This is a genomic window from Streptomyces sp. CY-1, from assembly GCF_047218265.1.
GTDB lineage: Bacteria > Actinomycetota > Actinomycetes > Streptomycetales > Streptomycetaceae > Streptomyces > Streptomyces niphimycinicus.
Window position 1 is genome coordinate 8,527,896 of sequence record NZ_CP178393.1, and the last position, 24,532, is coordinate 8,552,427.

17 protein-coding genes and 1 pseudogene are annotated in these 24,532 nt (G+C 71.8%); 14 read left to right on the top strand and 4 right to left on the bottom strand.

Annotation, left to right across the window (positions count from 1 at the left end):
* From ACK1X7_RS36710 to ACK1X7_RS36775, 14 genes and pseudogenes are all read left to right on the top strand, one after another.
* Positions 1-1,053 carry an ABC transporter permease gene (locus ACK1X7_RS36710; RefSeq protein WP_413116183.1) on the top strand — a complete coding sequence of 351 codons (1,053 nt, stop codon included), beginning with the start codon at positions 1-3 and terminating at the stop codon, positions 1,051-1,053.
* Entirely contained in the window at positions 1,050-2,105 is a 1,056-nt protein-coding gene (locus tag ACK1X7_RS36715; protein WP_385145353.1) for a substrate-binding domain-containing protein, read from the top strand. Before ACK1X7_RS36710 ends, ACK1X7_RS36715 begins: the two co-directional genes overlap by 4 nt.
* A 59-nt stretch (positions 2,106-2,164) precedes the next feature.
* A complete protein-coding gene (locus ACK1X7_RS36720; protein WP_385145355.1) occupies positions 2,165-3,355 on the top strand; it encodes a Gfo/Idh/MocA family protein in 1,191 nt (396 codons plus the stop codon).
* Positions 3,356-3,369: 14 nt separating this feature from the next.
* Entirely contained in the window at positions 3,370-4,377 is a 1,008-nt protein-coding gene (locus ACK1X7_RS36725; RefSeq protein ID WP_216345725.1) for a sugar phosphate isomerase/epimerase family protein, read from the top strand.
* 307 nt (positions 4,378-4,684) lie between these two features.
* Positions 4,685-7,129, top strand: coding sequence for a carbohydrate-binding protein (locus tag ACK1X7_RS36730; protein ID WP_413116184.1), 2,445 nt, complete (start codon positions 4,685-4,687; stop codon positions 7,127-7,129).
* A 78-nt stretch (positions 7,130-7,207) separates the two neighbouring features.
* Entirely contained in the window at positions 7,208-8,638 is a 1,431-nt protein-coding gene (locus ACK1X7_RS36735) for a ThuA domain-containing protein (RefSeq protein ID WP_390795205.1), read from the top strand.
* 309 nt (positions 8,639-8,947) lie between these two features.
* Complete coding sequence (locus ACK1X7_RS36740; RefSeq protein WP_385158509.1) at positions 8,948-10,090, top strand: inositol-3-phosphate synthase; 1,143 nt, start codon at positions 8,948-8,950, stop codon at positions 10,088-10,090.
* A pseudogene (locus tag ACK1X7_RS36745) lies at positions 10,009-10,827 on the top strand (SCO3242 family prenyltransferase); the annotation flags it as partial. The gene ACK1X7_RS36740 and the pseudogene ACK1X7_RS36745, both read left to right, overlap by 82 nt.
* Positions 10,828-11,651: 824 nt before the next feature.
* On the top strand, positions 11,652-12,536 hold the full coding sequence (locus ACK1X7_RS36750) for a sugar phosphate isomerase/epimerase family protein (RefSeq protein WP_385158305.1): 885 nt from the start codon (positions 11,652-11,654) through the stop codon (positions 12,534-12,536).
* Entirely contained in the window at positions 12,530-13,372 is an 843-nt protein-coding gene (locus ACK1X7_RS36755; RefSeq protein ID WP_413116185.1) for an EboA domain-containing protein, read from the top strand. Before ACK1X7_RS36750 ends, ACK1X7_RS36755 begins: the two co-directional genes overlap by 7 nt.
* Complete coding sequence (locus ACK1X7_RS36760; protein ID WP_413116186.1) at positions 13,372-14,262, top strand: TatD family hydrolase; 891 nt, start codon at positions 13,372-13,374, stop codon at positions 14,260-14,262. The genes ACK1X7_RS36755 and ACK1X7_RS36760 overlap by 1 nt, the downstream gene beginning before the upstream one ends.
* A 10-nt stretch (positions 14,263-14,272) precedes the next feature.
* Positions 14,273-15,451: a metabolite traffic protein EboE gene (eboE, locus tag ACK1X7_RS36765; protein WP_385154270.1), complete on the top strand. Its 1,179-nt coding sequence runs from the start codon at positions 14,273-14,275 to the stop codon at positions 15,449-15,451.
* Positions 15,448-16,869, top strand: coding sequence for a nucleotide pyrophosphatase/phosphodiesterase family protein (locus ACK1X7_RS36770; RefSeq protein WP_385154273.1), 1,422 nt, complete (start codon positions 15,448-15,450; stop codon positions 16,867-16,869). Before eboE ends, ACK1X7_RS36770 begins: the two co-directional genes overlap by 4 nt.
* Positions 16,866-17,915 (top strand): sugar phosphate isomerase/epimerase family protein, encoded by a 1,050-nt coding sequence (locus ACK1X7_RS36775; protein ID WP_413116187.1) that lies wholly within the window; start codon positions 16,866-16,868, stop codon positions 17,913-17,915. The genes ACK1X7_RS36770 and ACK1X7_RS36775 overlap by 4 nt, the downstream gene beginning before the upstream one ends.
* 19 nt (positions 17,916-17,934) lie before the next feature.
* Here the strand turns inward: ACK1X7_RS36775 and ACK1X7_RS36780 are convergent, their stop codons facing one another.
* The 4 genes from ACK1X7_RS36780 to ACK1X7_RS36795 form a co-directional block, all read right to left on the bottom strand.
* A complete protein-coding gene (locus ACK1X7_RS36780) occupies positions 17,935-19,326 on the bottom strand; it encodes an OFA family MFS transporter (protein WP_385154279.1) in 1,392 nt (463 codons plus the stop codon).
* Between the two features lie 76 nt (positions 19,327-19,402).
* Positions 19,403-21,538 carry an acetate--CoA ligase family protein gene (locus ACK1X7_RS36785; protein ID WP_385154282.1) on the bottom strand — a complete coding sequence of 712 codons (2,136 nt, stop codon included), beginning with the start codon at positions 21,536-21,538 and terminating at the stop codon, positions 19,403-19,405.
* 2 nt (positions 21,539-21,540) lie between these two features.
* Positions 21,541-22,788 (bottom strand): formyl-CoA transferase, encoded by a 1,248-nt coding sequence (gene frc, locus ACK1X7_RS36790; protein WP_385154285.1) that lies wholly within the window; start codon positions 22,786-22,788, stop codon positions 21,541-21,543.
* A 12-nt stretch (positions 22,789-22,800) separates the two neighbouring features.
* Positions 22,801-24,483 (bottom strand): thiamine pyrophosphate-binding protein, encoded by a 1,683-nt coding sequence (locus ACK1X7_RS36795; protein WP_413116188.1) that lies wholly within the window; start codon positions 24,481-24,483, stop codon positions 22,801-22,803.
* Positions 24,484-24,532 lie beyond the last annotated feature (49 nt).

Consider the following 24,532-nt stretch of genomic DNA (forward strand, 5'->3'; position numbering starts at 1 on the left):
GTGTCCAGCCCCCCGGCCGACCCCGCACCGGTACCGGGCGCGGGCGCCACGCTGACGGCCGGTCCGGTCGGCAAACCGCCGGCCGGCCGCACCGGCACCGATCCGCTGAGCAGGCTGCGGCGCCTGGCCGACCTGCGCAACCTCTCCCTCGTCGGGGTGCTGGCGGTGCTGGTCATCGTCGGCGGCTTCACCAAGCCCGACGAGTTCCTCAGCACCGACAACCTCCAGCTCGTGCTCACCCAGGCGTCCGTCATCGGCGTCGTCACCGTCGGCATGACCTTCGTCATCACCAGCGGAGGCATCGATCTGTCGGTCGGCGCGATGGTCGCCCTCGCCTCGGTGTGGGCCACCACGATCGCCACCCAGGACTACGGACTCGGCGGCATCCTGCTCTGCGCGGTCCTGGTGGGGCTCGGCTGCGGACTGGTCAACGGGGTGCTCATCGCGTACGGCGGGATGGTCCCGTTCATCGCCACCCTCGCGATGCTCGCCTCCGCCCGCGGGCTCGCCCTACAGATCAGCGACGGCAGGACCCAGGTCGTCACCGTCAACCCGGTCCTGGACCTCGGGCTCCCGGACTCCTACGTCCTCGGCATACCGCCGCTGGTGATCATCTTCGCCGCCGTCACCGTCCTCGGCTGGCTGGTGCTCAACCGCACGACGTTCGGCCGGCGCACCGTCGCCATCGGCGGCAACGCGGAGGCGGCCCGGCTCGCGGGCATCGACGTCAAACGGCAGCGGCTGATGCTGTATCTGCTCTCCGGGCTGTGCTGCGGTGTCGCCGCCTTCATGCTGGTCGTCCTCACCGGCTCCGGCCAGAACACCAACGGCAACCTGTACGAACTCGACGCCATCGCCGCCGCGATCATCGGCGGCACGCTGCTCAGCGGCGGCCGCGGCACCATCACCGGCTCCGTCCTCGGCGTCCTCGTCTTCACCACCATCACCAATCTGTTCGCCCTGAACAACCTTCAGAGCGATGTCCAGCAGATCGCCAAGGGCGCGATCATCGTCGCCGCCGTCCTGGTACAGAAGGGTCGTTCGACGCCATGAGGTACCCCACGAGCTCCTCCCCGACCAGCCGCAGAAATCTGCTCCTGGGCACCGCCGCGGCGGGCGCGCTGTTCGCCGCCGGGTGCACCAGCAACGAGAACAACGACAGCGACGAGAACAGCAAGCAGGCCGCGAACACCGCCAATGACAAGCCCGGTAAGGCGGTCACCATCGGCTTCGCCGGGCCCCAGGCCGACCACGGCTGGCTCAACGCCATCAACGAGCAGGCCAAGCGGCGCGCCAAGGAGTACAAGGACGTCACGCTGGAGATCACCGAGGGCTCCAACGACACCGCCCAGCAGATCGGGCAGATCGAGACCCTCATCAACAAGAAGGTCGACGTCCTGGTCATCCTGCCCGCCGACGGCAAGGCGCTGACCCAGGTCGGGCTCAAGGCGATGCGGGCGGGCATCCCGGTGGTCAACCTCGACCGCGTCTTCGCCTCCCCGCAGGCGTACCGCTGCTGGATCGGCGGGGACAACTACGGCATGGGCTTCAACGCCGGGCAGTACATCGGCGAGCAGCTCAAGGGCAAGAAGAACGCCAAGGTCATCGAGTTGGCGGGGATCGACAACCTGGAGCTGACCCGGCAGCGCACCGCGGGCTTCAACGACGCCCTGAAGAACTACCCGAACATCAAGAAGGTCGGCCGCCAGGCCGCGGAGTTCACCGTCGAGTCGGGCCAGTCGAAGATGGCCCAACTGCTCCAGGCCCACTCCGACTTCGACGCCCTGTGGAACCACGACGACGACCAGGGGGTCGGCGCCGAGCGTGCCATCAAGCAGGCCGGGCGCGATGACTTCCTCATGGTCGGCGGCGCGGGCGCCAAGCACGCCATGGACGCCATCAAGGCCGGCAACACCGTGCTGAAGGCCACCGTGCTCTACCCGCCGACCATGGCCGCCTCCGCCATCGACCTCGCCCGCGCGCTCGGCCAGGGCAAGGGTGTCGGCGGCCTCGCGGAGCTGGAGATCCCGGCCTCCCTCACGCTCTACTCCGCCGTCGTCACCAAGGACAACGTGGACGAATACCTCCCCACGGGATTCAGCTAGCCCGATTCAGGGCCAGACCCCCCACCTCGCGTCGGTTTGCGATCGTCAGAAGGAGTCCCATGGAAAGTCCTGAAGCGAAGACGCTCGGCGTCGGCATGGTCGGTTACGCCTTCATGGGCGCCGCACACTCCCAGGGCTGGCGTACCGTCGGCCGTGTCTTCGACCTGCCCGCGCGCCCGGTGATGTCCGCCATCTGCGGACGCGACGCGGACGCCGTACGGGCGGCCGCGGACCGGCACGGCTGGGCCGCGGCCGAGACCGACTGGCGGTCGATGATCGCCCGGGACGATGTGCAGCTCGTCGACGTATGCACCCCCGGCGACAGCCATGCCGAGATCGCCATCGCGGCCCTGGAAGCGGGCAAACATGTGCTGTGCGAGAAGCCGCTGGCCAACTCCGTGACCGAGGCGCAGGCCATGGTGGAGGCGGCGCGGCGGGCGCGGGAGCGCGGACAGGTGGCGATGGTGGGCTTCAACTACCGCCGCGCACCCGCGATCGCCTACGCCCGCCGGATGGTGGAGCGGGGGCGGCTCGGCTTGCTGCGGCACGTACGGGTCACCTATCTCCAGGACTGGATCGTCGACCCGGAGTTCCCCCTGGTGTGGCGGCTGCGCCGGGAGTACGCGGGCTCCGGCGCGCTCGGCGACCTGGGCTCGCACATCGTCGACCTGGCGCAGTATCTGGCCGGGGAGCGGCTGGTCGGCGTCTCGGCGCTCACCGAGACGTTCATCCGGGAGCGGCCGCTGCCCGCCGGTGCGGTGGCGGGGCTCGGCGGCTCCGGGGCGGGCGGGGCGGCCCGCGGACCGGTCACGGTCGATGACGCGGCGCTGTTCACCGGGCGGTTCGGCTCCGGTGCGGTGGCGTCGTTCGAGGCCAGCCGCTTCGCCGCAGGCCGTAAGAACTCGCTCAGGATCGAGCTCAACGGCGATCACGGCTCGCTCGCCTTCGATCTGGAACGGCTCAATGAGCTGTCCTTCCACGATCACACCGAGCCCGCCGCCGACTCCGGTTTCCGCCGGATCCTGGTGACCGAGCCCGAGCACCCCTACCTGGACGCGTGGTGGCCGCCGGGCCACGCCCTCGGCTACGAGCACACCTTCGTCCACCAGGCGCGGGACATGGTGCTCGCGGTCGCCGAGGGGACCGCCCCCGAGCCGTCCTTCGAGGACGGGCTTCAGGTGCAGCGGGTGCTCGCCGCCGTCGAGGAGAGCGCGGAGAAGAACTGTGTCTACACCCCCGTACCCGTCTGAGACAGGAGGCCGGAATGCCCAGACCCTTCACGCTCTTCACCGGCCAGTGGGCCGACCTTCCCCTTGAGGAGGTCTGCCGGCTGGCCCGCGACTTCGGCTACGACGGCCTGGAACTCGCCTGCTGGGGCGACCACTTCGAGGTGGACCGGGCGCTCGGCGAGCCCGGCTATCTGGACGGGCGCCACAGCCTGCTGGAGAAGTACGGCCTGAAGTGCTTCGCCGTCTCCAACCATCTGGTCGGCCAGGCCGTGTGCGACTCGCCCATCGACGAGCGCCACAAGGCCATCCTGCCCGCCCGGATCTGGGGCGACGGCGAGGCCGAGGGCGTCCGGCAGCGGGCCGCGGCCGAGATGGCCGACACCGCCCGCGCGGCGGCCGCCTTCGGGGTCCGTACCGTCATCGGCTTCACCGGCTCCTCCATCTGGCATCTGGTGGCGATGTTCCCGCCGGTGGTGCCGGGGATGATCGAGCGGGGCTACCAGGACTTCGCCGAGCGCTGGAACCCGATCCTCGACGTCTTCGACGCCGAGGGCGTGCGCTTCGCCCACGAGGTGCACCCCAGCGAGATCGCCTACGACTACTGGACCACCCACCAGGCCCTGGAGGCGGTCGGCCACCGCCCCGCCTTCGGGCTCAACTTCGACCCCAGCCACTTCGTCTGGCAGGACCTGGACCCGGTCGGCTTCCTGTGGGACTTCCGGGACCGGATCTACCACGTCGACTGCAAGGAGGCCCGGAAGCGGCTGGACGGCCGCAACGGACGCCTCGGCTCCCATCTGCCCTGGGGCGATCCCCGCCGCGGCTGGGACTTCGTCTCGGCGGGCCATGGCGATGTGCCGTGGGAGGACGTGTTCCGGATGCTGCGCTCGATCGGCTACGACGGTCCGGTGTCGGTCGAATGGGAGGACGCCGGGATGGACCGGCTCACCGGCGCCCCGGAGGCGCTGGCCCGGCTGAAGCACTTCGACTTCGACCCGCCGACGGCGTCGTTCGACGCGGCCTTCGGAGGCGGGGAGAAGTAGCCCGGCCCGTCCGGCGATCGAGGAACCGCCCCAAGGGCCCCTGGGTGGGGGACCGCACACCCCCCTGGGTGGGGGACGCACACTTGCGCCCCCACCCAGCTTTGTCCTGCCCGTGGATGAAGCAGGGGCTACTTTGCGTCAAAGGGGTTTCCGGACCGGACAAACACCGCTACGGTCCTTGAGATGTACCGGTCACATAGGGGCCCCTCGCCCCGGACCGGTCATCCCGGCGCGACGGCGCGCGCCTGTGCCAGTCACGGCGGCCTGACGGCCCGCCCGTACCCCCCTCTTTCCACGGAGGATCAGCGTGCACAGGAAAAGGCTTCGACTGCGCGGGCCCCTCGCGCTCGTCACAAGCGCCCTGCTCGTCGGCGCGGGGCTCGCCCTCACCGCTCCGCCGGCGGGCGCGGATCAACCGGCCCCGGCAGCAGAGCAGTTCCAGCAGGTCACCCTCGCCAAGGGCGTGGAGGAGACCGGCGAGCCCATGACGCTCGCGGTGCTCCCCGACCGCTCCGTGCTGCACACCTCGCGCGATGGCACCCTGTGGCTGACCGATGCCACGGGCGAGACCAAGGTGTCCGGCAAGCTGCCCGTCTACTCGCACGACGAGGAAGGGCTCCAAGGCGTCGGCATCGACCCCGGCTTCGCCGACAACCGCGCCATCTACCTCTACTACGCGCCCCCGCTCGACACCCCCGCCGGTGACGCGCCCACCCAGGGCACGGCCGCCGACTTCGCCAAGTTCGACGGCGTCAACCGGCTCTCCCGCTTCACCCTCAACGCCGACGGGACCCTGAACACCGGCAGTGAGAAGAAGGTCCTCGACGTGCCCGCGAACCGTGGCATCTGCTGCCACGTCGGCGGGGACATCGACTTCGACGCCGACGGCAACCTGTACCTGTCCACCGGCGACGACACCAACCCCTTCGAGTCCGACGGCTTCACCCCCATCGACGAGCGGGACAACCGCAACCCCGCCTTCGACGCCCGGCGCTCCGCGGGCAACAGCAACGATCTGCGCGGCAAGGTCCTGCGCATCAAGGTGGCCGACGACGGCTCGTACACCGTCCCGGACGGCAACCTCTTCGCGCCCGGCACCGAGAAGACCCGGCCCGAGATCTACGCGATGGGCTTCCGCAACCCGTTCCGGATCAGTGTCGACAAGCCGACCGGCACGGTCTACGTCGGCGACTACGGACCGGACGCCGGTGCCGCCAACCCCGAGCGCGGCCCCGGCGGCGCCGTCGAGTTCGCCCGGGTGACCAAGCCCGGCAACTACGGCTGGCCGTACTGCATCGCCGACAACAAGCCGTACCGCGACTACGACTTCGCCACCGGCACCTCCGGCCCGGCCTTCGACTGCGCCGCGCCCAAGAACACCTCGCGCTACAACACCGGGCTCACCGATCTGCCGCCCGCCCAGCCCGCCTGGATCCCGTACGACAACGACTCCGTGCCCGAGTTCGGCTCCGGCTCCGAATCGCCGATGGCCGGGCCGGTCTACCGCTATGACGCCTCGCTCGACTCCCCGGTGAAGTTCCCCGAGTCGTACAACGGGAACTTCTTCGCGGGGGAGTTCGGCCGCCAGTGGATCAAGCGGATCGAGCAGGGCGCCGACGGGGCCGTACAGAAGATCAACGACTTCCCGTGGTCCGGCACCCAGGTCATGGACTCGGCGTTCGGCCCGGACGGCGCGCTGTACGTCCTCGACTACGGCCTCGGCTACTTCAACGGCGACGAGCACTCCGCGCTCTACCGGATCGAGAACGCCACCGACGGCCACTCGCCCATCGCCGAGGCGAGCGCCGACCGCACCTCCGGCAAGGCGCCCATGAAGGTCGCCTTCTCCTCGGCGGGCACCTCGGACGCCGACGGCGACACCCTCGCCTACAACTGGGACTTCGGCGACGGCACGACGTCCGCCGCCACCAACCCCACCCACACCTACAAGAAGAACGGCACCTTCACCGCGACCCTCACCGTCAAGGACCCCACCGGTCGCACCGCCAGCGCCAATGTCCACCTCACGGTGGGCAACACCGCGCCCAAGGTGACGCTGCAACTGCCCGCCGACGGCCAGCTCTTCAGCTTCGGCGACGAGGTCCCGTTCAAGGTCAGGGTGACCGACCCGGAGGACGGGACCGTCGACTGCGCCAAGGTCAAGGTCACCTACATCCTCGGCCATGACAGCCACGGCCACCCCGTCACCACGGCCAACGGCTGCTCCGGCACCATCAAGACCAACGCGGACGGGGAGCACGACCCCAACGCCAACATCTTCGGGGTCTTCGACGCCGAGTACACCGACGGCGGCGGGGGCGGCCAGCCGCCGCTGACCATCCATGACCAGTCCATCGTCCAGCCCAAGCACCGGCAGGCCGAGCACTACGACCACGGCCAGGGCGTCTCGGTGATCAACCACACCCCGGCCAACGGCGGCAGGACGGTCGGCAACATCGAGAACGGGGACTGGATCTCCTTCACCCCGTATGTGCTGGGCAACGCCAAGGACTTCACCGCACGGGTCTCCTCGGCGGGCGCCGGTGGCACGCTGGAGATCCACAGCGGCTCCCCGACCGGACGGCTGCTCGGCACCGTCACCGTGCCGGTGACCGGCGACTGGGAGACCTTCCAGGACGTCAAGACGACGCTGAAGAAACCCCCGACCGGTACCACCACGCTGTCCCTCGTCTTCAAGGGCGGCGCGGGAGCGCTCTTCGACGTGGACGACTTCACGATCGGCACCGGCTGACGAGTTGACGCCCGGGGCCGGGGGTGGCGGCCGCGTACGGCCGCCACCCCCGGCCCGGGAGGAAGGAGCACGACGGATATGCACCCGCACACCTCTTCGCACTCCAGACGCGACTCCGGACCCGACTCCGGCACCCGCTCCCGGCGAGGGGCGCGCCTCGCCGCCGTCGGGGCCGCGCTGCTGCTCGCCCTGACGGCCCTGCCCGCCGCCGCGTCCGGGGCCGCCACCTCGGCCGCCGCCGACGACGACCGGGTCCTGGTCTTCTCCAAGACGGCCGGCTTCCGCCATGACTCGATCCCCGACGGGGTCGCCGCCATCAAGGAACTCGGCGCGCAAAGCGGCTTCGCCGTGGACGCCACCGAGGACGGCGCGGCCTTCACCCCCGACAACCTCGCCCGCTACGACGCCGTCGTCTTCCTCTCCACGACCGGCGACGTCCTGGACGCAGGCCAGCAGTCCGCGTTCGAGGGCTATGTGCGGGCGGGCGGCGGCTACGTCGGCGTCCACGCGGCCGCCGACACCGAATACGACTGGCCCTTCTACGAGGGCCTGGCCGGGGCGTACTTCCAGTCCCACCCCGCCATCCAGCAGGCCACCGTGAACGTCGAGGACCGGGCCAACCCCGCGACCGCGCATCTCGCGCCGACGTGGGAGCGGACGGATGAGTGGTACAACTACCGCACCAACCCGAGGGAACGGGTGCGGGTCCTCGCCACGCTCGACGAATCCTCGTACCAGGGCGGCGCGATGGGCGAGGACCACCCCATCTCGTGGTGCCAGGAGTACCGGGGCGGGCGCGCCTTCTACACCGGCTTCGGCCACACCAAGGAGTCCTACGCCGACCCCGCCTTCCGGCAGCACCTGCTCGGCGGCATCCGCTACGCCACCGGCGCCGCCCACGCCGACTGCCGCCCCGAGCAGGGCTACCGCCCGCTCTTCGACGGCACCTCGACGGACGGCTGGAAGCAGGCGGGCCCCGGCGGCTTCACCCTCGACACCGCGTCCGGGACCCTCACCTCCACCGGCGGCATGGGCATGCTCTGGTACCAGGCGCGCGAGCTGCACGGGTACTCGCTCAAGCTGGACTGGAAGATGGCGGGCGACGACAACTCCGGTGTCTTCGTCGGCTTCCCGGCCTCCGACGACCCCTGGTCGGCGGTCAACAACGGCTACGAGGTGCAGATCGACGCCACCGACACCCCCGATCACACCACCGGCTCGGTCTACGGCTTCCAGTCCGCGGACCTGGCCAAGCGGGACGCGGCGCTGAACCCGCCGGGGGAGTGGAACACCTACGAGATCCGGGTGCAGGGCGAGCGGCTGCGGATCTGGCTCAACGGCGTGAAGATCAACGACTTCACCAACCAGGACCCGGCGCGCAGCCTGCGGCAGGGCTACGTCGGCATCCAGAACCACGGGGAGGGGGACGAGGTCGCCTTCCGCGACATCCGGATCAAGGACCTGCCGGCGAAGGGCGGCGGCCACCACCAGCACCACCACGACGGCTAGCCGCCCCCGGTCCGCCGTCCCGACGGCCCGAGGGGAGCCGTGGGGGCGGCGTGGCGGCGGGCAGGAGTACGCCGCCTCCTTCCCGCCGCCACCCCAACCACCTGTCCGGCGCCGGAACCCTGACGGCCCCGGGTCACCCACCCGGCGGCTCCGGCCGCCCCGCCCCGGCCCCGACTCCCGGGCGCGGGGCGGCCTTGGCCGCGCCCGCCCACGACACCCCTACGCCACCACCGGACCGGCGCCGCCCACGCGGATCCGCGGCGCCCCGAACCACCTGCGCAACCCACGCCCAGCCCCCGGGAGGCAGCAGTGAGCACCCGCCCCGACGACATCACCCCACCGCGCGACGCACCCCGTACGGGGGTCTGGCTCATCGGCGCTCGCGGCTCCGTCGCCACCACCGCCGTGGCGGGCTGTGCCGCCGTCGCCGCGGGGTTGCAGCCGGCGACCGGAATGGTCACCGAGACCGCGCCGTTCGCGGACAGCGGCCTTCCCGCACTCGCCGACCTCGTCTTCGGAGGCCATGACACCGCCACGACCCCGCTGCCCAAGCGGGCCGAGGCGCTGGCCGCCGACGGGGTGCTGCCGCATGGGCTGCCCGCTGCCGTACGCGCCGAACTCGCCGCCGCCGACGCGGCCGTCCGCCCCGGCGGGCCGCAGCCCGGCGACGGCCGCGGTGAGGAGGAGCTGATCGCGGCCTTCGCGGCCGACCTCACCGACTTCCTCCATACGCACGGGCTGGCCCGCGCCGTCGTCGTCAACGTCGCCTCCACCGAAGCGGCCTCGGAGGACACCGGGACCCTGCCGCCCAGCTCCCTCTACGCCGCCGCCGCGCTGCGCGCCGGTTGCCCGTACGTCAACTTCACTCCGTCCACCGGGCTCCACCACCCCCGGTTGCGCGAGCGCGCCGAGCGCTCCGGACTGCCGTACGCGGGGCGCGACGGCAAGACCGGGCAGACGCTGCTGCGGTCCGTCCTCGCGCCGATGTTCGCCCAGCGGGCGCTGGCCGTACGGAGCTGGTCCGGTACGAACCTCCTCGGCGGCGGCGACGGCGCCGCCCTCGCCGACCCGGGCGCCGCGGCGGCCAAGAACGCCGGGAAGGCGCGGGTCCTGACCGATACCCTCGGCGAACTCCCCGACGGAGAGCTGCACATCGACAACGTGCCCGCGCTAGGCGACTGGAAGACCGCCTGGGACCACGTCGCCTTCGAGGGCTTCCTCGGCTCCCGGATGGTGCTTCAGACCATCTGGCAGGGCTGCGACTCGGCCCTCGCCGCACCGCTCGTCCTCGACCTGGCCCGGCTGACCGCCCGCGCCCACGAGGTCGGCCTCGCCGGGCCGCTCCCCGAACTCGGCTTCTACTTCAAGGACCCGGACGGCGGCCCGGCCGCCCTCGCCGACCAGTACGCGGCGCTGGCCGGCCTCGCCGGACGGCTGCGGGGCCGCTCATGACGCGGGCGGCGGGGAAGCGCGGGGGCTGGGGGAACTGGGGCGACTGGGCCGAACTGCTCCGGGTCTCGGCCCTGTTCACCGTGCCCGGTGACGCCCTGGCGGGCGCGGCCGCGGCCCACCGCGGCCCCAACCGGGGCACGGCGCTCGCGGTCTGCGCGTCGCTGTGCCTGTACGAGGCGGGCATGGCGCTCAACGACTGGGCGGACCGGGACATCGACGCCGTGGAACGCCCCGGCCGCCCGCTGCCGTCGGGCCGTATCGCCCCGGGCGCCGCGCTGACCGCCGCGACCGGGCTGACCGCCGCCGGACTGCTCTGCGCCGCCGCCGCGGGCCGCCCGGCCCTCACCACGGCGACGGCCCTGGCGGGCACGGTGTGGGCGTACGACCTGGGGCTGAAGAACACCCCCGCGGGCCCGTCCGCCATGGCCGCCGCCCGCGCCCTGGACCTCCTCCTCGGCGCCACCGCCTCCGCCCCCGCCACCCTGCGCCCCGCCCTCGCCCCGGCCGCCCTCCTGGGCGCCCACACCCTCGCGGTGACCACGGTCTCCCGCCGAGAGGCCACCGGCGGCTCCTCAGCGGCCCCCCTCGGCGCCTTGGCGGTGGGCACGGCGATCGCCTGGGCGGCGACCAGACGCCCGGCCCCCGCTTCGGGCCGCGGCCCCGAGGCAGGCCACCGTGCGCCGCTCGCGACCGCGAATGGCGCCACCACGCCGAGCCGACGCGGCACTCCGGCAGATGCCCCGGTCACCGGCGCCGCCGCTGCGTCCCTCGCGAGGGAACTCTCCCGCACGGGGCTACGCCGCGGTGGTCCGTCCCGGCGACTCGCCGGGGCCCTGGCCGCCCCGGCTTCTTCGAGTCTGGGCAACCGCCCCGGTCGGCGGTGGGTCCCTTGGCGCGCCGTCGCACCGGCGGGCCGAGTCCCTGCCGTGGGCTCGGCGCTCGGCGGTGGGGCCGCCTCGGGGCGGGGGCCGGCCAACGGGTGGAGCCGGAGCGCGGCGGCCACGGCCAGGACCGCCGTGCCCGGCCCGGCGGCCGTCGTCCAGGGCACCACGGCCGCCGTTACCCGCGAGCTAGCAAGGGGCCAGGGCGAACGGGCAGGACGCGGCAGTCCGGCGAGGCGGCTCATCGCGGCGGGCCGACGCGTGGCGGTTGCGGCGGGCACCGGGCACGGCGGTCCGCCGGGCGGGCTCGGCGCACGGCGCGGTGGTGCCGCGAGCCGACTCGCTACGGCGGCCACCGGTGGCGGTCCGCCGGGCGGGCCGCGTGCCGGGGCCGGGTTGCCCCGGACCATCCCCTTGCCCGGCGCGGCGGCCGGCCGCTTCGCGGCCGTCGCCGGGGTCGTGCTCGCCGGAGGCTATGTGGCCACGGTGGCCAAGCCGTTGGCGCATGCCGCGCTCAACCCCTCGCCGTACTTCCTTCAACGTGCCGTCGGCAGCGGCATCCGCGCGATGATCCCGCTTCAGGCCGTGCTCGCCTCCCGCGCCGGGGCGCACCGGACGGCGGCGGGGCTGCTCGCGCTGATGCCCGTCGCCCGTCGGCTGTCGAGAAAGGTCAGCGCCACATGAGCCGTCCCCGCCCGGAATCCCTGCGCTTCGCCTACGGCACCAACGGTCTGACCGACCTCCGTCTGACCGACGCCCTGGCCCTGCTCGCCGACCTCGGCTACGACGGCGTCTCGCTGACCCTCGACCATATGCATCTCGACCCGCTCGCCCCGGACCTCGCCGCCCGCACCCGCCGCGTCGCCCGCGACCTCGAGCGGTTCGGCCTCGGCGTCGCGATCGAGACCGGTGCCCGGTACGTTCTCGACGCCCGGCGCAAGCACCACCCCACCCTGCTCGACCCGGACCCCGATGCCCGCGGCGCCCGTGTCGATCTGCTGCTGCGCGCCGTACGGGTGGCGGCCGACCTCGGGGCGCCCGCCGTGCACTGCTTCAGCGGGGTGCTGCCGCCCGGCGAGTCCGAGGAGACGGCGTGGCGGCGGCTCGCGGATGCCCTCGGGGCGGTGGTCGTCGCCGCCGAGGCGGCGGGCGTGGCCCTCGCGATCGAGCCGGAGCCGGGGCATCTCCTCGCCGACCTCGCCGGATTCCACCGGCTGCGCACGGCGCTCGGCGATCCGGCCGCCCTCGGCCTCACCCTCGACATCGGCCACTGCCAGTGCCTGGAGCCCGACCCGCCCGTCGAGTGCGTGCGCGCGGCGGCACCCTGGGTGCGGCATGTGCAGATCGAGGACATGCGGCGCGGGGTGCATGAGCATCTGCCCTTCGGCGAGGGGGAGATCGACTTCCCGCCGGTCCTGGAGGCGCTGCGCGCCACGGGGTACCGGGGGCTCGTCGGCGTCGAGCTGCCCCGCCACTCCCACGCCGGACCCGAACTGGCCCGCGGCTCCCTGCGGTTCCTCCAGGACGCCGAACGGGCCGCGATCGAGGGAGGCGTCCGGTGCTGACCCCGACCGAGCTGCGTGCCGCCGTGGAGCGGCGACTGGACGAGGCAGGGCGCGCCTGGCTGGACCGGGCCCTGACGGAGGCGGTGAAGAGCGGGCCCCAGGCGGGCGACTCCGGCCCCGCCTCCGCCTCCGCTTCCGGTTCCGCCTCTAACCCCGCCTCCGGTCCCGCCCGCTGGGAGCTGGACTTCGCCTCCGCCGGACGCCACGTCCGGAGCGCCCGGCCCGCCCCCGGCGACCCCACCCCCCACGACCTCCCCGACGCCGCCCGCATCCTGCTCCTCCACGCCGCCGGCGCGGACGCGCCGACCGTCGCGAGGCTGTACGCGCGGGGCACCGGCGCCGAGCGCCGCGCCGTGCTCCTCGCGCTGCCGTATCTCCGTCTCGACGCGGCGGACGCCGTCCCGCTCGTCGAGGACGCCCTGCGGACCAACGACACCCGGCTCGTGGCCGCCGCCGTCGGCCCGTACGCCGCCCGCCACCTCTCGCCGCACAGTTGGCGGCAGGCCGTGCTCAAGTGCCTGTTCACGGGGGTGCCCCTGACCGCCGTCGCCGAATGGGAGCGCCGGGCGCGCGGGGACGCCGAGCTGGCCCGCATGCTCACCGACTACGCCCGCGAGCGCACCGCCGCCGGACGCCCCGTGCCCGCCGATCTCGACCGCGTACTGGCCCAGACGGCCCAGACGGCCCAGACGGCCCAGACGGCCCAGACGGCCCAGACGGCCCAGACGTCCCCGACAGCCCCGGCAGCCGCGACGCCCCCGACAGCCCCGGCAGTCACGGCGTCCCCCACAGCCCCGACGGCCCCCACCCGCGCCCTGACCCGCGAGGAGTCCTGATGCGCATCTTCGACCCGCATATCCATATGACCTCCCGCACCACCGACGACTACGAGGCCATGTACGCCGCGGGGGTGCGCGCCGTCGTGGAGCCGTCCTTCTGGCTCGGACAGCCGCGCACCTCGCCCGCCAGCTTCTACGACTACTTCGACTCACTCCTCGGCTGGGAGCCGTTCCGGGCCGCCCAGCACGGCATCGCCCACCACTGCACCCTCGCGCTCAACCCCAAGGAGGCCAACGACCCGCGCTGCGCCCCCGTCCTGGACGAGCTGCCGCGCTATCTCGTCAAGGACGGCGTCGTGGCCGTGGGCGAGATCGGCTACGACTCGATGACCCCGGCCGAGGACACCGCCCTCGCCGCCCAGCTTCAGCTCGCCGCCGACCACGGGCTGCCCGCCCTCGTGCACACCCCGCACCGCGACAAGCTGGCCGGACTGCGCCGCACCCTCGACGTGGTCAAGGAGTCCGCGCTGCCCATGGACCGCGTCCTGGTGGACCACCTCAACGAGACCACCGTCGAGGAGGCCAAGGACAGCGGCTGCTGGCTGGGCTTCTCGGTCTATCCCGACACCAAGATGGACGAGGAGCGGATGGTGGCGATCCTGCACGAGTACGGGCCCGCGCGGGTGCTGGTCAACTCCGCCGCCGACTGGGGGCGGAGCGATCCGCTCAAGACCCGCAAGGTCGGCGACCTGATGCGTGCCGAGGGCTTCACCGAGGACGACGTCGACCAGGTGCTGTGGCGCAACCCGGTCGCGTTCTACGGGCTCAGCGGCCGCCTGGACCTCGACCTGGACAGCGAGGAGACCGAGGCCACCGCCACCCACGAGGGCAACTCCATCCTGCGCGGCGGCGGCGACCCTGCCGCCGCCGCGCCGACGGAACGGTGAGGAGGACACCATGCGCTTCCGCCACCCCGACGGCTCCACCGTCCACCTCGCCTACTGCACCAACGTCCACCCCGCCGAAGACCTCGACGGCGTCGTGGAGCAGCTCCGGCTGTACTGCGAACCCGTGCGCCGCCGCCTGGGCCGCGACCGGCTCGGCATCGGCCTGTGGCTGGCCCGGGACGCCGCCCGCACCCTGAGCGCCGACCCCGCCGAACTCCGCAAGCTGCGCACCGCGCTGGACACCCGCGGCCTGGAAGTGGTCACCCTCAACGGCTTCCCGTACGAGGGGTTCGGCGCCCAGGAGGTCAAGTACCGCGTCTACAAGCCCGACTGGACCGATCCGGAGCGGCTGGAGCACACCACCCATCTGGCCCGGCTGCTGGCCGCGCTGCTCCCCGACGACATCGCCGACGGCTCCGTCTCCACCCTGCCGCTGGCCTGGCGCACCCCCTTCGACACCGAACGGGCCCGTGCCGCCCGCCGCCACCTCACCACCCTCGCCCAGCGGCTCGACGCCATCCAGGAGCTCACCGGCCGCTCCGTGCGCATCGGCCTGGAGCCCGAGCCCGGCTGCACCGTGGAGACGACCGGGCAGGCCATCGAGGCGCTCACCGCGCCCGGCGGCCCGCCCCTGGACCGTATCGGCGTCTGCCTGGACACCTGCCATCTGGCGACGCAGTTCGAGGATCCGCACACGGCTGTCGACGCGCTCACCGCCGCCGGGGTCCCGGTCGTCAAGGCGCAGCTCTCCGCCGCGCTGCACGCCGAGGACCCGGGGCGGCCCGGGGTGCGGGAGGCCCTCGCGGCGTTCGCCGAGCCCCGCTTCCTCCACCAGACCCGCACCCGGGCCCCCGAGGGCGGTGTGCACGGCACCGACGACCTCGACGAAGCGCTCGCGGGCGGGCTCGGCGACACCGCGCCCTGGCGGTCCCACTTCCATGTGCCGCTGCACGCCCCGCCCGAGCCACCGCTCACCTCCACCCTCCCGGTGCTGGCCGACGCGCTCGCCCGGCTCGTCGGCGGGCCCGCCCCGCTGACCCGCCACCTCGAAGTGGAGACCTACACCTGGCAGGCGCTCCCGCCCGAGCTGCGCCCCCGCACCCGCGACCGGCTCGCCGACGGCATCGCCGCCGAACTCGCCCTCGCCCGCGACCTGTTGACCGACCTCGGCCTCAAGGAGCTGCCATGAGCGACCTGAGCGGCAGGGGCGGCCCGACCCCCCTCCTCGTCCTCGATGTCGTCGGCCTCACCCCACGGCTGCTGGACCATATGCCGCGCCTCAAGGCCCTCGCCCGCTCCGGCTCCCGCGCCGCGCTGGGCACCGTGCTGCCCGCCGTCACCTGCGCCGCCCAGTCGACGTTCCTCACCGGCACCACCCCCGCCGAACACGGCATCGTCGGCAACGGCTGGTACTTCCGCGAAATGGGCGAGGTGCTGCTGTGGCGGCAGCACAACGGGCTGGTCGGCGGCGACAAGCTGTGGGACGCCGCCCGCCGCGCCCACCCCGGCTACACGGTGGCCAACATCTGCTGGTGGTACGCGATGGGCTCGGACACCGACATCACCGTCACCCCGCGCCCCGTCTACTACGCCGACGGCCGCAAGGAGCCGGACTGCTACACCCGGCCCCCCGCGCTGCACGACGAACTCACCGCGCGGCTCGGCACCTTCCCGCTCTTCCACTTCTGGGGGCCGGGCGCCGATCTGGTCTCCTCGCAGTGGATCATCGACGCCACCCGCCACATCCTGCGGACCAGCCCCACCGACCTGGTGCTGACCTACCTTCCGCATCTGGACTATGACCTCCAGCGGTACGGCCCCGACGACCCCCGCTCCCACACCGCCGCCACCGAGCTCGACACCGCCCTCGGCCCGCTGCTCGACGATGCCACCGCCCGCGGCCGTACCGTCGTGGCGCTGTCCGAGTACGGCATCACCCGGGTCTCGCGGCCCGTGGACATCAACCGGGCGCTGCGCCGGGCCGGGCTGCTCGAGGTGCACACCCAGGACGGCATGGAGTATCTGGACCCCGGCGCCTCCAGGGCCTTCGCGGTCGCCGACCACCAGCTCGCCCATGTGTATGTGCGCCGCGCGGAGGACCTGGACGCCACCCGGGCCGCCCTGGCCGGTCTGCCCGGGATCGCCGAACTCCTCGACGACGAGGGGAAGAAGGCCCACGGCCTGGACCATCCCCGCTCCGGGGAGCTGGTCGCGGTCGCCGAGCCGGACGCCTGGTTCACGTACTACTACTGGCTCGACGACGCCCGCGCCCCCGACTTCGCCCAGCTCGTGGAGATCCACCGCAAGCCCGGCTATGACCCGGCCGAGCTGTTCATGGACCCCAAGGACCCCTATGTGCGGGTGCGGGCCGCCACCGCGCTGGCCCGTAAGAAGACCGGGATGCGCTACCGCATGGCCGTCGTCCCGCTCGATCCGTCCCCGGTGCGCGGCAGCCACGGCCGCCTGCCGGACCGCGAGGAGGACGGGCCCGTCCTCCTCTGCTCCCAGCCGGGCGCGGTGAGCGGCCAGGTGGCCGCCACCGACGTCAAGACCCTGCTCCTCCGCCTCGCCGGCCTGACGAACGCAACCGAAGGAGACACCCCGTGAAGAGGGCTCAGGAACACCCCGAACTCGCCGAGACGCTCCGCCGCCGCAGATTCCTCGGCGTCGCCGCGGGTGCCACGGCCGCCACCCTGGTCGGCACGGCCACCGCCACCGCCGCCCAGACCGGCACCTCGGACCGGAGCGACACCTCGGCCCAGAAGGGCCGGGGCGGCCCGCTGGTGCCCCGCGGCCATCTCGGCATCCAGCTCTACACCCTCCGCGACCAGGTGCAGTCCATCGGCTTCGCCCAGGTCTTCAAGGAGCTGGCCCGGTACGGCTACGACCAGGTGGAGTTCGCCGGATACACCCAGGGCACCGGCGACATCACCCTCAAGCAGCTCAAGCGGCTGATGCGGGACCACGGGCTGCGCGGTATCGGCAGCCACGTCGGCTACTACTCCGACGACCCGAAGGCGTACACCTTCGCCACCAACCTCACCCAGGTGCTGGACGACGCCGAGGCGCTGGGCCTGCCGCATGTGGGCACCGCCTCCGGACCCTGGCGCTACGGCTCCACGGTGGACGGCTGGAAGCGCTGTGCGGAGGAGTTCAACACCTACGGCGCGGCGGCCAAGGCGCGCGGGATGAAGTTCTACCAGCACAACCACGCCGAGGAGTTCTCCTTCGCCACCGACCGGCCGGACGTGCGCCTCTACGACGTACTGCTCGCCGAGACCGACCCCGAGCTGGTCCATCTGGAGATGGACATCTACTGGGCGTATGTGGCCCAGTACCGCTTCGGCAAGAAGGCGGACGGCTCCCCGGCGCCCTTCGAGCCGCTCGACTACGTCCTGCGCGCCCCGCACCGCTATCCGCTCTTCCACGTCAAGGACGGGGAACACGACGAAACCGCCACCGACGGCTACCGGATGGTGGACGTCGGTGACGGTGACATCGACTACCGCCGCTTCCTGACCGCGGTCGGCAGGACCCATGGCGGGCAGCGCCACCACTGGATGGTGGAGCACGACCAGCCCGCCGATTCGCTCACCACCGCCCGCCGCTCCGCTCGCTATCTGCGGTCACTGCGGTGCGGCGGACGGGGCTGAGCGAGGGTCCCTCGCGGCGCTAGACGGCCTCGCGGCTGATCGGCTGCGGGTTCGGGGCGATGCCCCGGACCCGTGGCCGGCCGGGTTGCCGCAGCAGCAGGGCCACCGCGGCCGCCAGCATGGAGATGCCTCCGGCGAGCGCGTACGCGCCGTCGTAGCCCCAGGAGTCGACCACCATCGACCCCAGGCCACCGCCGAACAGTCCGCTGATCAGCTTTCCGCTGTACACCAGGCCGTAGTTGCTGGCGTTGTAGTTCTCCCCGAAGTAGTCCGGGGTCAGCGCCGCGAACATCGGGTAGAAGGCGCCGCCGCCGAATCCCGAGAGGAAGGCGAAGAAGAGGAACAGCGCCTCGCTGTGGATGTTGCCGGCCCAGATCACCCCGAACTGGGCGAGGCCGAGGACCACGATGACGAACACCAGGGTCGTCTTCCGCCCCCACAGGTCCGAGAGCCAGCCGACCACTCCGCGTCCGACACCGTTGATGACGGACATGATGCCCATGGACGAGGCCGCCACCAGCGGGCCGAAGCCCACGTCCTTGGCGTAGTCGACCTGGAAGGAGATGCCGAAGATGGACACCCCGGCGGTGAGCACCAGGGACACCCACATCAGCGGCAGCATCCCGGTCCTGATGGCCTCCTTGGGCGTGTACTGCCGCGCCGCCGGCGGGTTCTTCGCCAGGCTCGCCGCGCTCTTGGCGTTGCCGCTGTAGCTCAGCGGGTCGATGTCGGCGGGCCACCAGTTCTTCGGCGGGTCCTTGAAGAACCAGGCGCAGATCGCCACGACGATCAGCACATAGACCCCGATGAGGTCCAGGACCTCGTCGAAGTTACCCGTGTCGAACCAGTAGTTGAAGATGAAGATGAACGGCAGCGCGCCGTAGGCGAACCCTCCGTTGACGAACCCCGTCTTCGCCCCGCGCCGCTCCGGGAACCACTTGCCCACCATATTGATGCAGGTGGCGTAGATGAATCCGGAGCCGAGCCCGCCGATGACGCCGAAGCCGACGATGGCGGCGAAAACGTTGTCCAGGTGGGCCAGGGCCACGAACCCGATCAGACACAGCCCCGACCCCAGGAACATCGCCGCGCGGGCGGTCAGGATCCCCTTCTCCCGCAGCCACCCGGCCGGGAAGGCGATCCCCGCCTGGAAGAACACCCAGACGCTCAGGATCCAGAAGGTGTTGCTCTGGGTCCAGCCGTGCGCGTCCGAGAGCGTGTCCTCGGCCGAGCCGTACGCGTACTCGGACACGCTGATGGCCATCATCGCGATCCACGGCAGATAGACCATCAGCTTCCGGCTGTGGCCCAGGATGTCGCGGTCCGTCTCACCGATGCGATACGTGCGTCCCTTGCTGTCCTGCACTTCACGGAAGGGGAGGGCCCCCTCCGGTCGTTCTGCTGTGCTCATTTCGTCCCCTTGGCTTCGAAGGAACCCGGCCAGCGCCCCCTGTCCAAACTCTTCGTGCTCCGGGAAACGTGGTGGCCTATGTGAGCAGCCCCGCCGACCTGGCCCAGCGGTACTTGGCGCCCAGCACGGCCACCGGCTTCTCGGTGGTGTACGGATAAGCCACGACCCCGCGCTCGAAGAGGTAGGCGCACGCCTCCTCGACCTCGGTGTCGCCCGCGAGCGAGGCCACCACCGGTTTGGCGATGCCCCGGGCGCGGAACTCCTCGACGACCCGCGCGGTCAGCTCGGCGAACACCATCGGCGGGGTGACGATGGTGTGCCAGTAGCCCAGGACCAGTGAGTGGATCCGCGGATCCTCCAGGCCCAGCCGGATGGTCGCCTCGTAGGTGGACGGCGGTTCGCCGCCGGTGATGTCCACCGGGTTCCCGGCCGCGCCGAACGGCGGGATGAAGCGGCGGAACGCGGCGTCCAGGTCGTCCGGGATCTCCATCAGCGACAGCCCGTTGTCGACGATCGCGTCCGACAGCAGCACCCCCGAGCCCCCGGCGCCGGTGATGATGACGACGTTGTCACCCTGTGGCGTGGGCAGCACGGGCAGCGCCCGCGCGTACTCGAGCATCTCGTTCAGGCCCGGCGCCCGGATCACCCCGGCCTGCCGCAGGATGTCGTCGTAGACCGCGTCGTCCCCGGCCAGCGCGCCGGTGTGGGAGCCGGCCGCCTTCGCGCCCGCCGCCGTACGGCCCGCCTTGAGCACCACCACCGGCTTCCTGGGCACCGTGGCCCGCGCCGCCTCCACGAAGGCCCGGCCGTCCTTCAGGTCCTCCAGGTGCATCGCGATGCACTGGGTGCGGTCGTCCTCACCGAACCAGGTGAGCAGATCGTCCTCGTCCACATCCGACTTGTTGCCGAGGCCGACGATCGCCGAGACACCGGTCTTGGTCGTCCGGGCGAAGCCGAGGATCGCCATCCCGATGCCACCGGACTGCGAGGTGAGCGCCACCGGCCCCTTGACGTCGTACGGGGTGCAGAAGGTGGCGCACAGGTCCTGCCAGGTGGAGTAGTAGCCGTAGATATTGGGCCCCAGCACCCGCACCCCGTACTCCTCGGCGATCTCCACGATCCGCCGCTGAAGCTCGTGTTCACCGGTCTCGGCGAAGCCGGACGGGATCAGCACCGCGTTCGGGATGCCCTTGCGGCCGACCTCCTCCAGCGCGGCGGGTACGAACTTCGCGGGGATCGCGAAGACCGCCACATCCACCTCGCCGGGGACGTCCGTGACGCTCTTGTACGCCTTGCGGCCCAGGATGTCGTCGGCCTTGGGGTTCACCGGGTGGATCTCCCCGGGGAAGCCGCCGTCGATGAGGTTGCGCATCACCGAATTGCCGATCTTGCCCTGCTCGTTGGAGGCACCCACCACCGCCACCGAGCGCGGCTGCATCAGCCGGCGCATCGCGCTCAGGATCTCCTCGCGCGAGTAGCGGCGGCGCTCCTGCGGGGCGGGGTCCCCGATCAGCAGCCGCACATCGGCGGCCAGCACCCCGCTCGCGGTGGCGAACACCGGGTTGAGATCGACCTCCGTGATCTCCGGGAAGTCCGCCACCAGCCGGGAGACCCGCACGATCAGATCGGCGAGCGCCCCGCGGTCCACCGCCTGGCCGCCGCGCACCCCGCGCAGCACCTCGGCGGCGCGGATCCCGTCCAGCATCGACAGCGCCTCGTCCTCGGTCGCCGGGGCCAGCCGGAAGGTGATGTCCTTCAGCACCTCCACCAGCACCCCGCCGAGCCCGAACGCCACCACCTTCCCGAAGGTGGGATCGGTGACCGCGCCGACGATGACCTCCTGCCCGCCGTCCGGGACCATCTGCTGCACCTGGACGCCCTGGATCCGGGCCTTGGGGTCGTAGGAGCGGGCGTTGTCGACGATGGCGGTGAACGCGCCCCGCACCTCGGCGCAGGAGGCCAGCCCCACCCGGACCCCACCCGCGTCGGTCTTGTGCAGGATGTCCGGGGACACGATCTTGAGGACGACGGGGAAGCCGATCCGGTCGGCCAGCGACACCGCCTCGTCGACGGTCTCCGCCAGCCCCTCGGCGGGGGTCGGGATGCCGTACGCGTCGGTGATCCGCTTCCCCTCGGGAGCGGTCAGCGCCGTGCGCCCCTCGGCGCGGGCGGCGTCCAGCACCGCGCGCACGGCATCGTTGTCATACGTCACCGTCAGATCACTCCGTCCGTCTTGAGCAGCCGCAGTTCCTCGTCGCCGAGCCCCAGTTCCCCGACGTACACCTCTTCGTTGTGCTCACCCAGCAGCGGGGAGCGCTCGACCTGGACCGGGGAGTCGGAGAGCTTCAGCGGGGAGCCGACGGTGGTGAAGGAGCCGCGCTCGGGGTGGTCGACCTCGACGATCATCTCGTTGGCCGCGAGCGACGCGTCCTCGACGATCTCCTTGGTGGACAGGATCGGCCCGCACGGGATGTTGTGGGCCGTGAGCTGCTCCAGCACCTCCCATTTGGGCAGCGTGCTGGACCACTCCTCGATGAGCTGGAACATCTTGGCCAGCTTCGGCAGCCGCGACTCGGGCGAGGCCCACTCCGGATCCTCGGCCAGCTCGGGGCGGCCGATGAGCCGGGTGATGGGCTCCCAGCCGACCGGCTGCACGATGACGTAGACGTAGTCGTTGGGCCCGCCGGGCGCGCATTTGACCGCCCAGCCGGGCTGGCCGCCACCGCTGGCGTTGCCACTGCGCGGCACCTCGTCGCCGAAGTCCTCATTCGGGTACTCGGCGAGCGGGCCATGTGTCAGCCGCTGCTGGTCGCGCAGCTTGACCCGGCACAGATTGAGCACCGCGTGCTGCATCGCCACATTGACCCGCTGGCCGCGCCCGGTGTGGGTGCGCTGGTAGAGCGCGGCGAGGATGCCCGCCACGCAGTGCACCCCGGTGCCGGAGTCGCCGATCTGGGCGCCGGTGGCCAGCGGCGGGCCGTCCTCGAAGCCGGTCGTGGACATCGACCCGCCCATGGCCTGCGCGACCACCTCGTACGCCTTGAACTTGGTGTACGGGCCCTCGCCGAACCCCTTGATCGAGGCGTAGACCAGCCGCGGATTGATCTCCTGGATGCGCTCCCAGGAGAACCCCATGCGGTCCACGGCGCCCGGACCGAAGTTCTCCACCAGCACATCGCTGCGGCGGATCAGCTCGGTCAGGATCTCCTTGCCGCGCTCGGACTTGGTGTTGAGGGTGATGCTCCGCTTGTTGCAGTTGAGCATCGTGAAGTAGAGCGAGTCCACATCGGGGAGGTCCCGCAACTGCTTGCGGGTGATGTCCCCGGTGGTGTTCTCCAGCTTGATCACATCCGCGCCGAGCCAGGCGAGCAACTGGGTGGCGGAGGGACCGGACTGCACATGCGTCATATCGAGGACGCGGATGCCCGTCAGAGCTTGATTGGCCTGGGCAGCCTGGGACATGGTGGCGGCTCCCTACTTGTACATGGTCTGGTTCATCGTTCCGGGGGCGTACGCGTCCGGGTCCACCCAGACGTTGATCAGCGACGGCTTGCCGGACTCCCGGGCGCGCCGCAGCGCCGGGACGATGTCCGCAGGGTCGCGGACCTCCTCGCCGTAGCCGCCGAGCATCCGCGCGAACTGGTCGTAGGGCACATCGCCGAGGGTGTTGCCGATCCGCTCCCGCTCCTCGCCGTACTTGGCCTTCTGGCCGTAACGGATCTGGTTCATCGAGGAGTTGTTGCCGACGATGCCGACGAACGGCAGGTCGAAGCGGACCAGCGTCTCGAAGTCCCAGCCGGTCAGCGAGAACGCGCCGTCGCCGAAGAGCGCCACCACCTCCTTGTCGGGGCGGGCCTGCTTGGCGGCCATCACGAACGGCACACCGACGCCGAGCGTTCCCAGCGGCCCCGGGTCCATCCAGTGGCCGGGCGACTTGGGCTGGACGACCTGGCCGGAGAAGGTGACGATGTCGCCGCCGTCGCCGATGTAGATCGAGTCCTCGGTGAGGAAGTCGTTGATCTCGCTGACCAGGCGGTACGGATGGATGGGGGAGGCGTCGGAGCGGAGGCTGGGCAGCCGCTTCTCGATCGCCTTCTGCTCGGCGGCGCGCAGCTCGTCCAGCCACTCCTTGCGCTTGCCCGCGCCCCCGTTCATGCGGCCGGAAGCGGCCTGGGTGACGGCCGAGAGCACCAGCCCCGCGTCGCCCACGATGCCGAGGTCGATGTCCCGGTTCTTGCCGACCGTGCGGTAGTCGAGGTCGATCTGGACCACGGTGGCATCGGGGGAGAGCCGCTTGCCGTAGCCCATCCGGAAGTCGAAGGGCGTGCCGACGATGACGATGAGGTCGGCATTGGAGAACGCGTAGCGGCGGGAGAGCTGGAAGTGGTGCGGATCGCCGGGCGGCAGTGTGCCGCGCCCCGCGCCGTTCATATACGCGGGCACATTGAGCGTGCGCACCAGCTCGATGGCCGCGTCGGTGGCGCGGGTGGTCCACACCTGACTGCCCAGCAGGATCGCGGGCTTCTCGGCCTGGACCAGCAGATCGGCCAGCTTCTGCACGGCCTCGGGGTCCCCGGCGCTGCGGGTGGAGGCGCGGTAGTGCCCGGCCTGGGGGATACGGGCCGCCTCCACCGGCACCTTGGCGTCCAGCACATCGCGCGGGATCTCCAGGAAGGAGGGCCCGGGGGCGCCGTGGAAGCACTCGCGGAAGGCCATGGAGACCATGTCGGCGGCGCGGGCGGTGTCCGGGACGGTGGCGGCGAACTTGGTGATCGGCGCCATCATGTCCACATGCGGAAGGTCCTGGAGGGACCCCATCTTGTGCTGGTTGTGGGCGCCCTGGCCGCCGATGAGCAGCATGGGTGACTCGGCGCGGAAGGCGTTGGCGACGCCGGTGACCGCGTCGGTGGTGCCGGGGCCGGCGGTGACGACGGCGCAGCCGGGCTTGCCGGTGATCCGGGCGTAGCCGTCGGCGGCGTGGGCGGCGACCTGTTCATGGCGTACGTCGATGACATCGATGCCTTCGTCGACGCAGCCGTCGTAGATGTCGATGATGTGGCCGCCGCAGAGGGTGTAGATCACCTCGACGCCCTCTGCCTTGAGTGCTTTGGCGACCAAGTGCCCGCCGGAGATGACGTCCTGGCTGTCGTCGGGCATGGCGAATCGCGTCCCTTCGTAGGGGTCGGTGCGTGCCTCGCGGATGGAT

What these genes read in the sequence shown, in the direction of transcription:
- ACK1X7_RS36715 (WP_385145353.1), top strand. Translation starts at nt 1,050, where the DNA reads ATGAGGTACCCCACGAGCTCCTCCCCGACCAGCCGCAGAAATCTGCTC.
- ACK1X7_RS36720 (WP_385145355.1), top strand. Translation starts at nt 2,165, where the DNA reads ATGGAAAGTCCTGAAGCGAAGACGCTCGGCGTCGGCATGGTCGGTTAC.
- ACK1X7_RS36725 (WP_216345725.1), top strand. Translation starts at nt 3,370, where the DNA reads ATGCCCAGACCCTTCACGCTCTTCACCGGCCAGTGGGCCGACCTTCCC.
- ACK1X7_RS36735 (WP_390795205.1), top strand. Translation starts at nt 7,208, where the DNA reads ATGCACCCGCACACCTCTTCGCACTCCAGACGCGACTCCGGACCCGAC.
- ACK1X7_RS36750 (WP_385158305.1), top strand. Translation starts at nt 11,652, where the DNA reads ATGAGCCGTCCCCGCCCGGAATCCCTGCGCTTCGCCTACGGCACCAAC.
- ACK1X7_RS36760 (WP_413116186.1), top strand. Translation starts at nt 13,372, where the DNA reads ATGCGCATCTTCGACCCGCATATCCATATGACCTCCCGCACCACCGAC.
- eboE (WP_385154270.1), top strand. Translation starts at nt 14,273, where the DNA reads ATGCGCTTCCGCCACCCCGACGGCTCCACCGTCCACCTCGCCTACTGC.
- ACK1X7_RS36770 (WP_385154273.1), top strand. Translation starts at nt 15,448, where the DNA reads ATGAGCGACCTGAGCGGCAGGGGCGGCCCGACCCCCCTCCTCGTCCTC.
- ACK1X7_RS36780 (WP_385154279.1), bottom strand. Translation starts at nt 19,326, where the DNA reads ATGAGCACAGCAGAACGACCGGAGGGGGCCCTCCCCTTCCGTGAAGTG.
- frc (WP_385154285.1), bottom strand. Translation starts at nt 22,788, where the DNA reads ATGTCCCAGGCTGCCCAGGCCAATCAAGCTCTGACGGGCATCCGCGTC.
- ACK1X7_RS36795 (WP_413116188.1), bottom strand. Translation starts at nt 24,483, where the DNA reads ATGCCCGACGACAGCCAGGACGTCATCTCCGGCGGGCACTTGGTCGCC.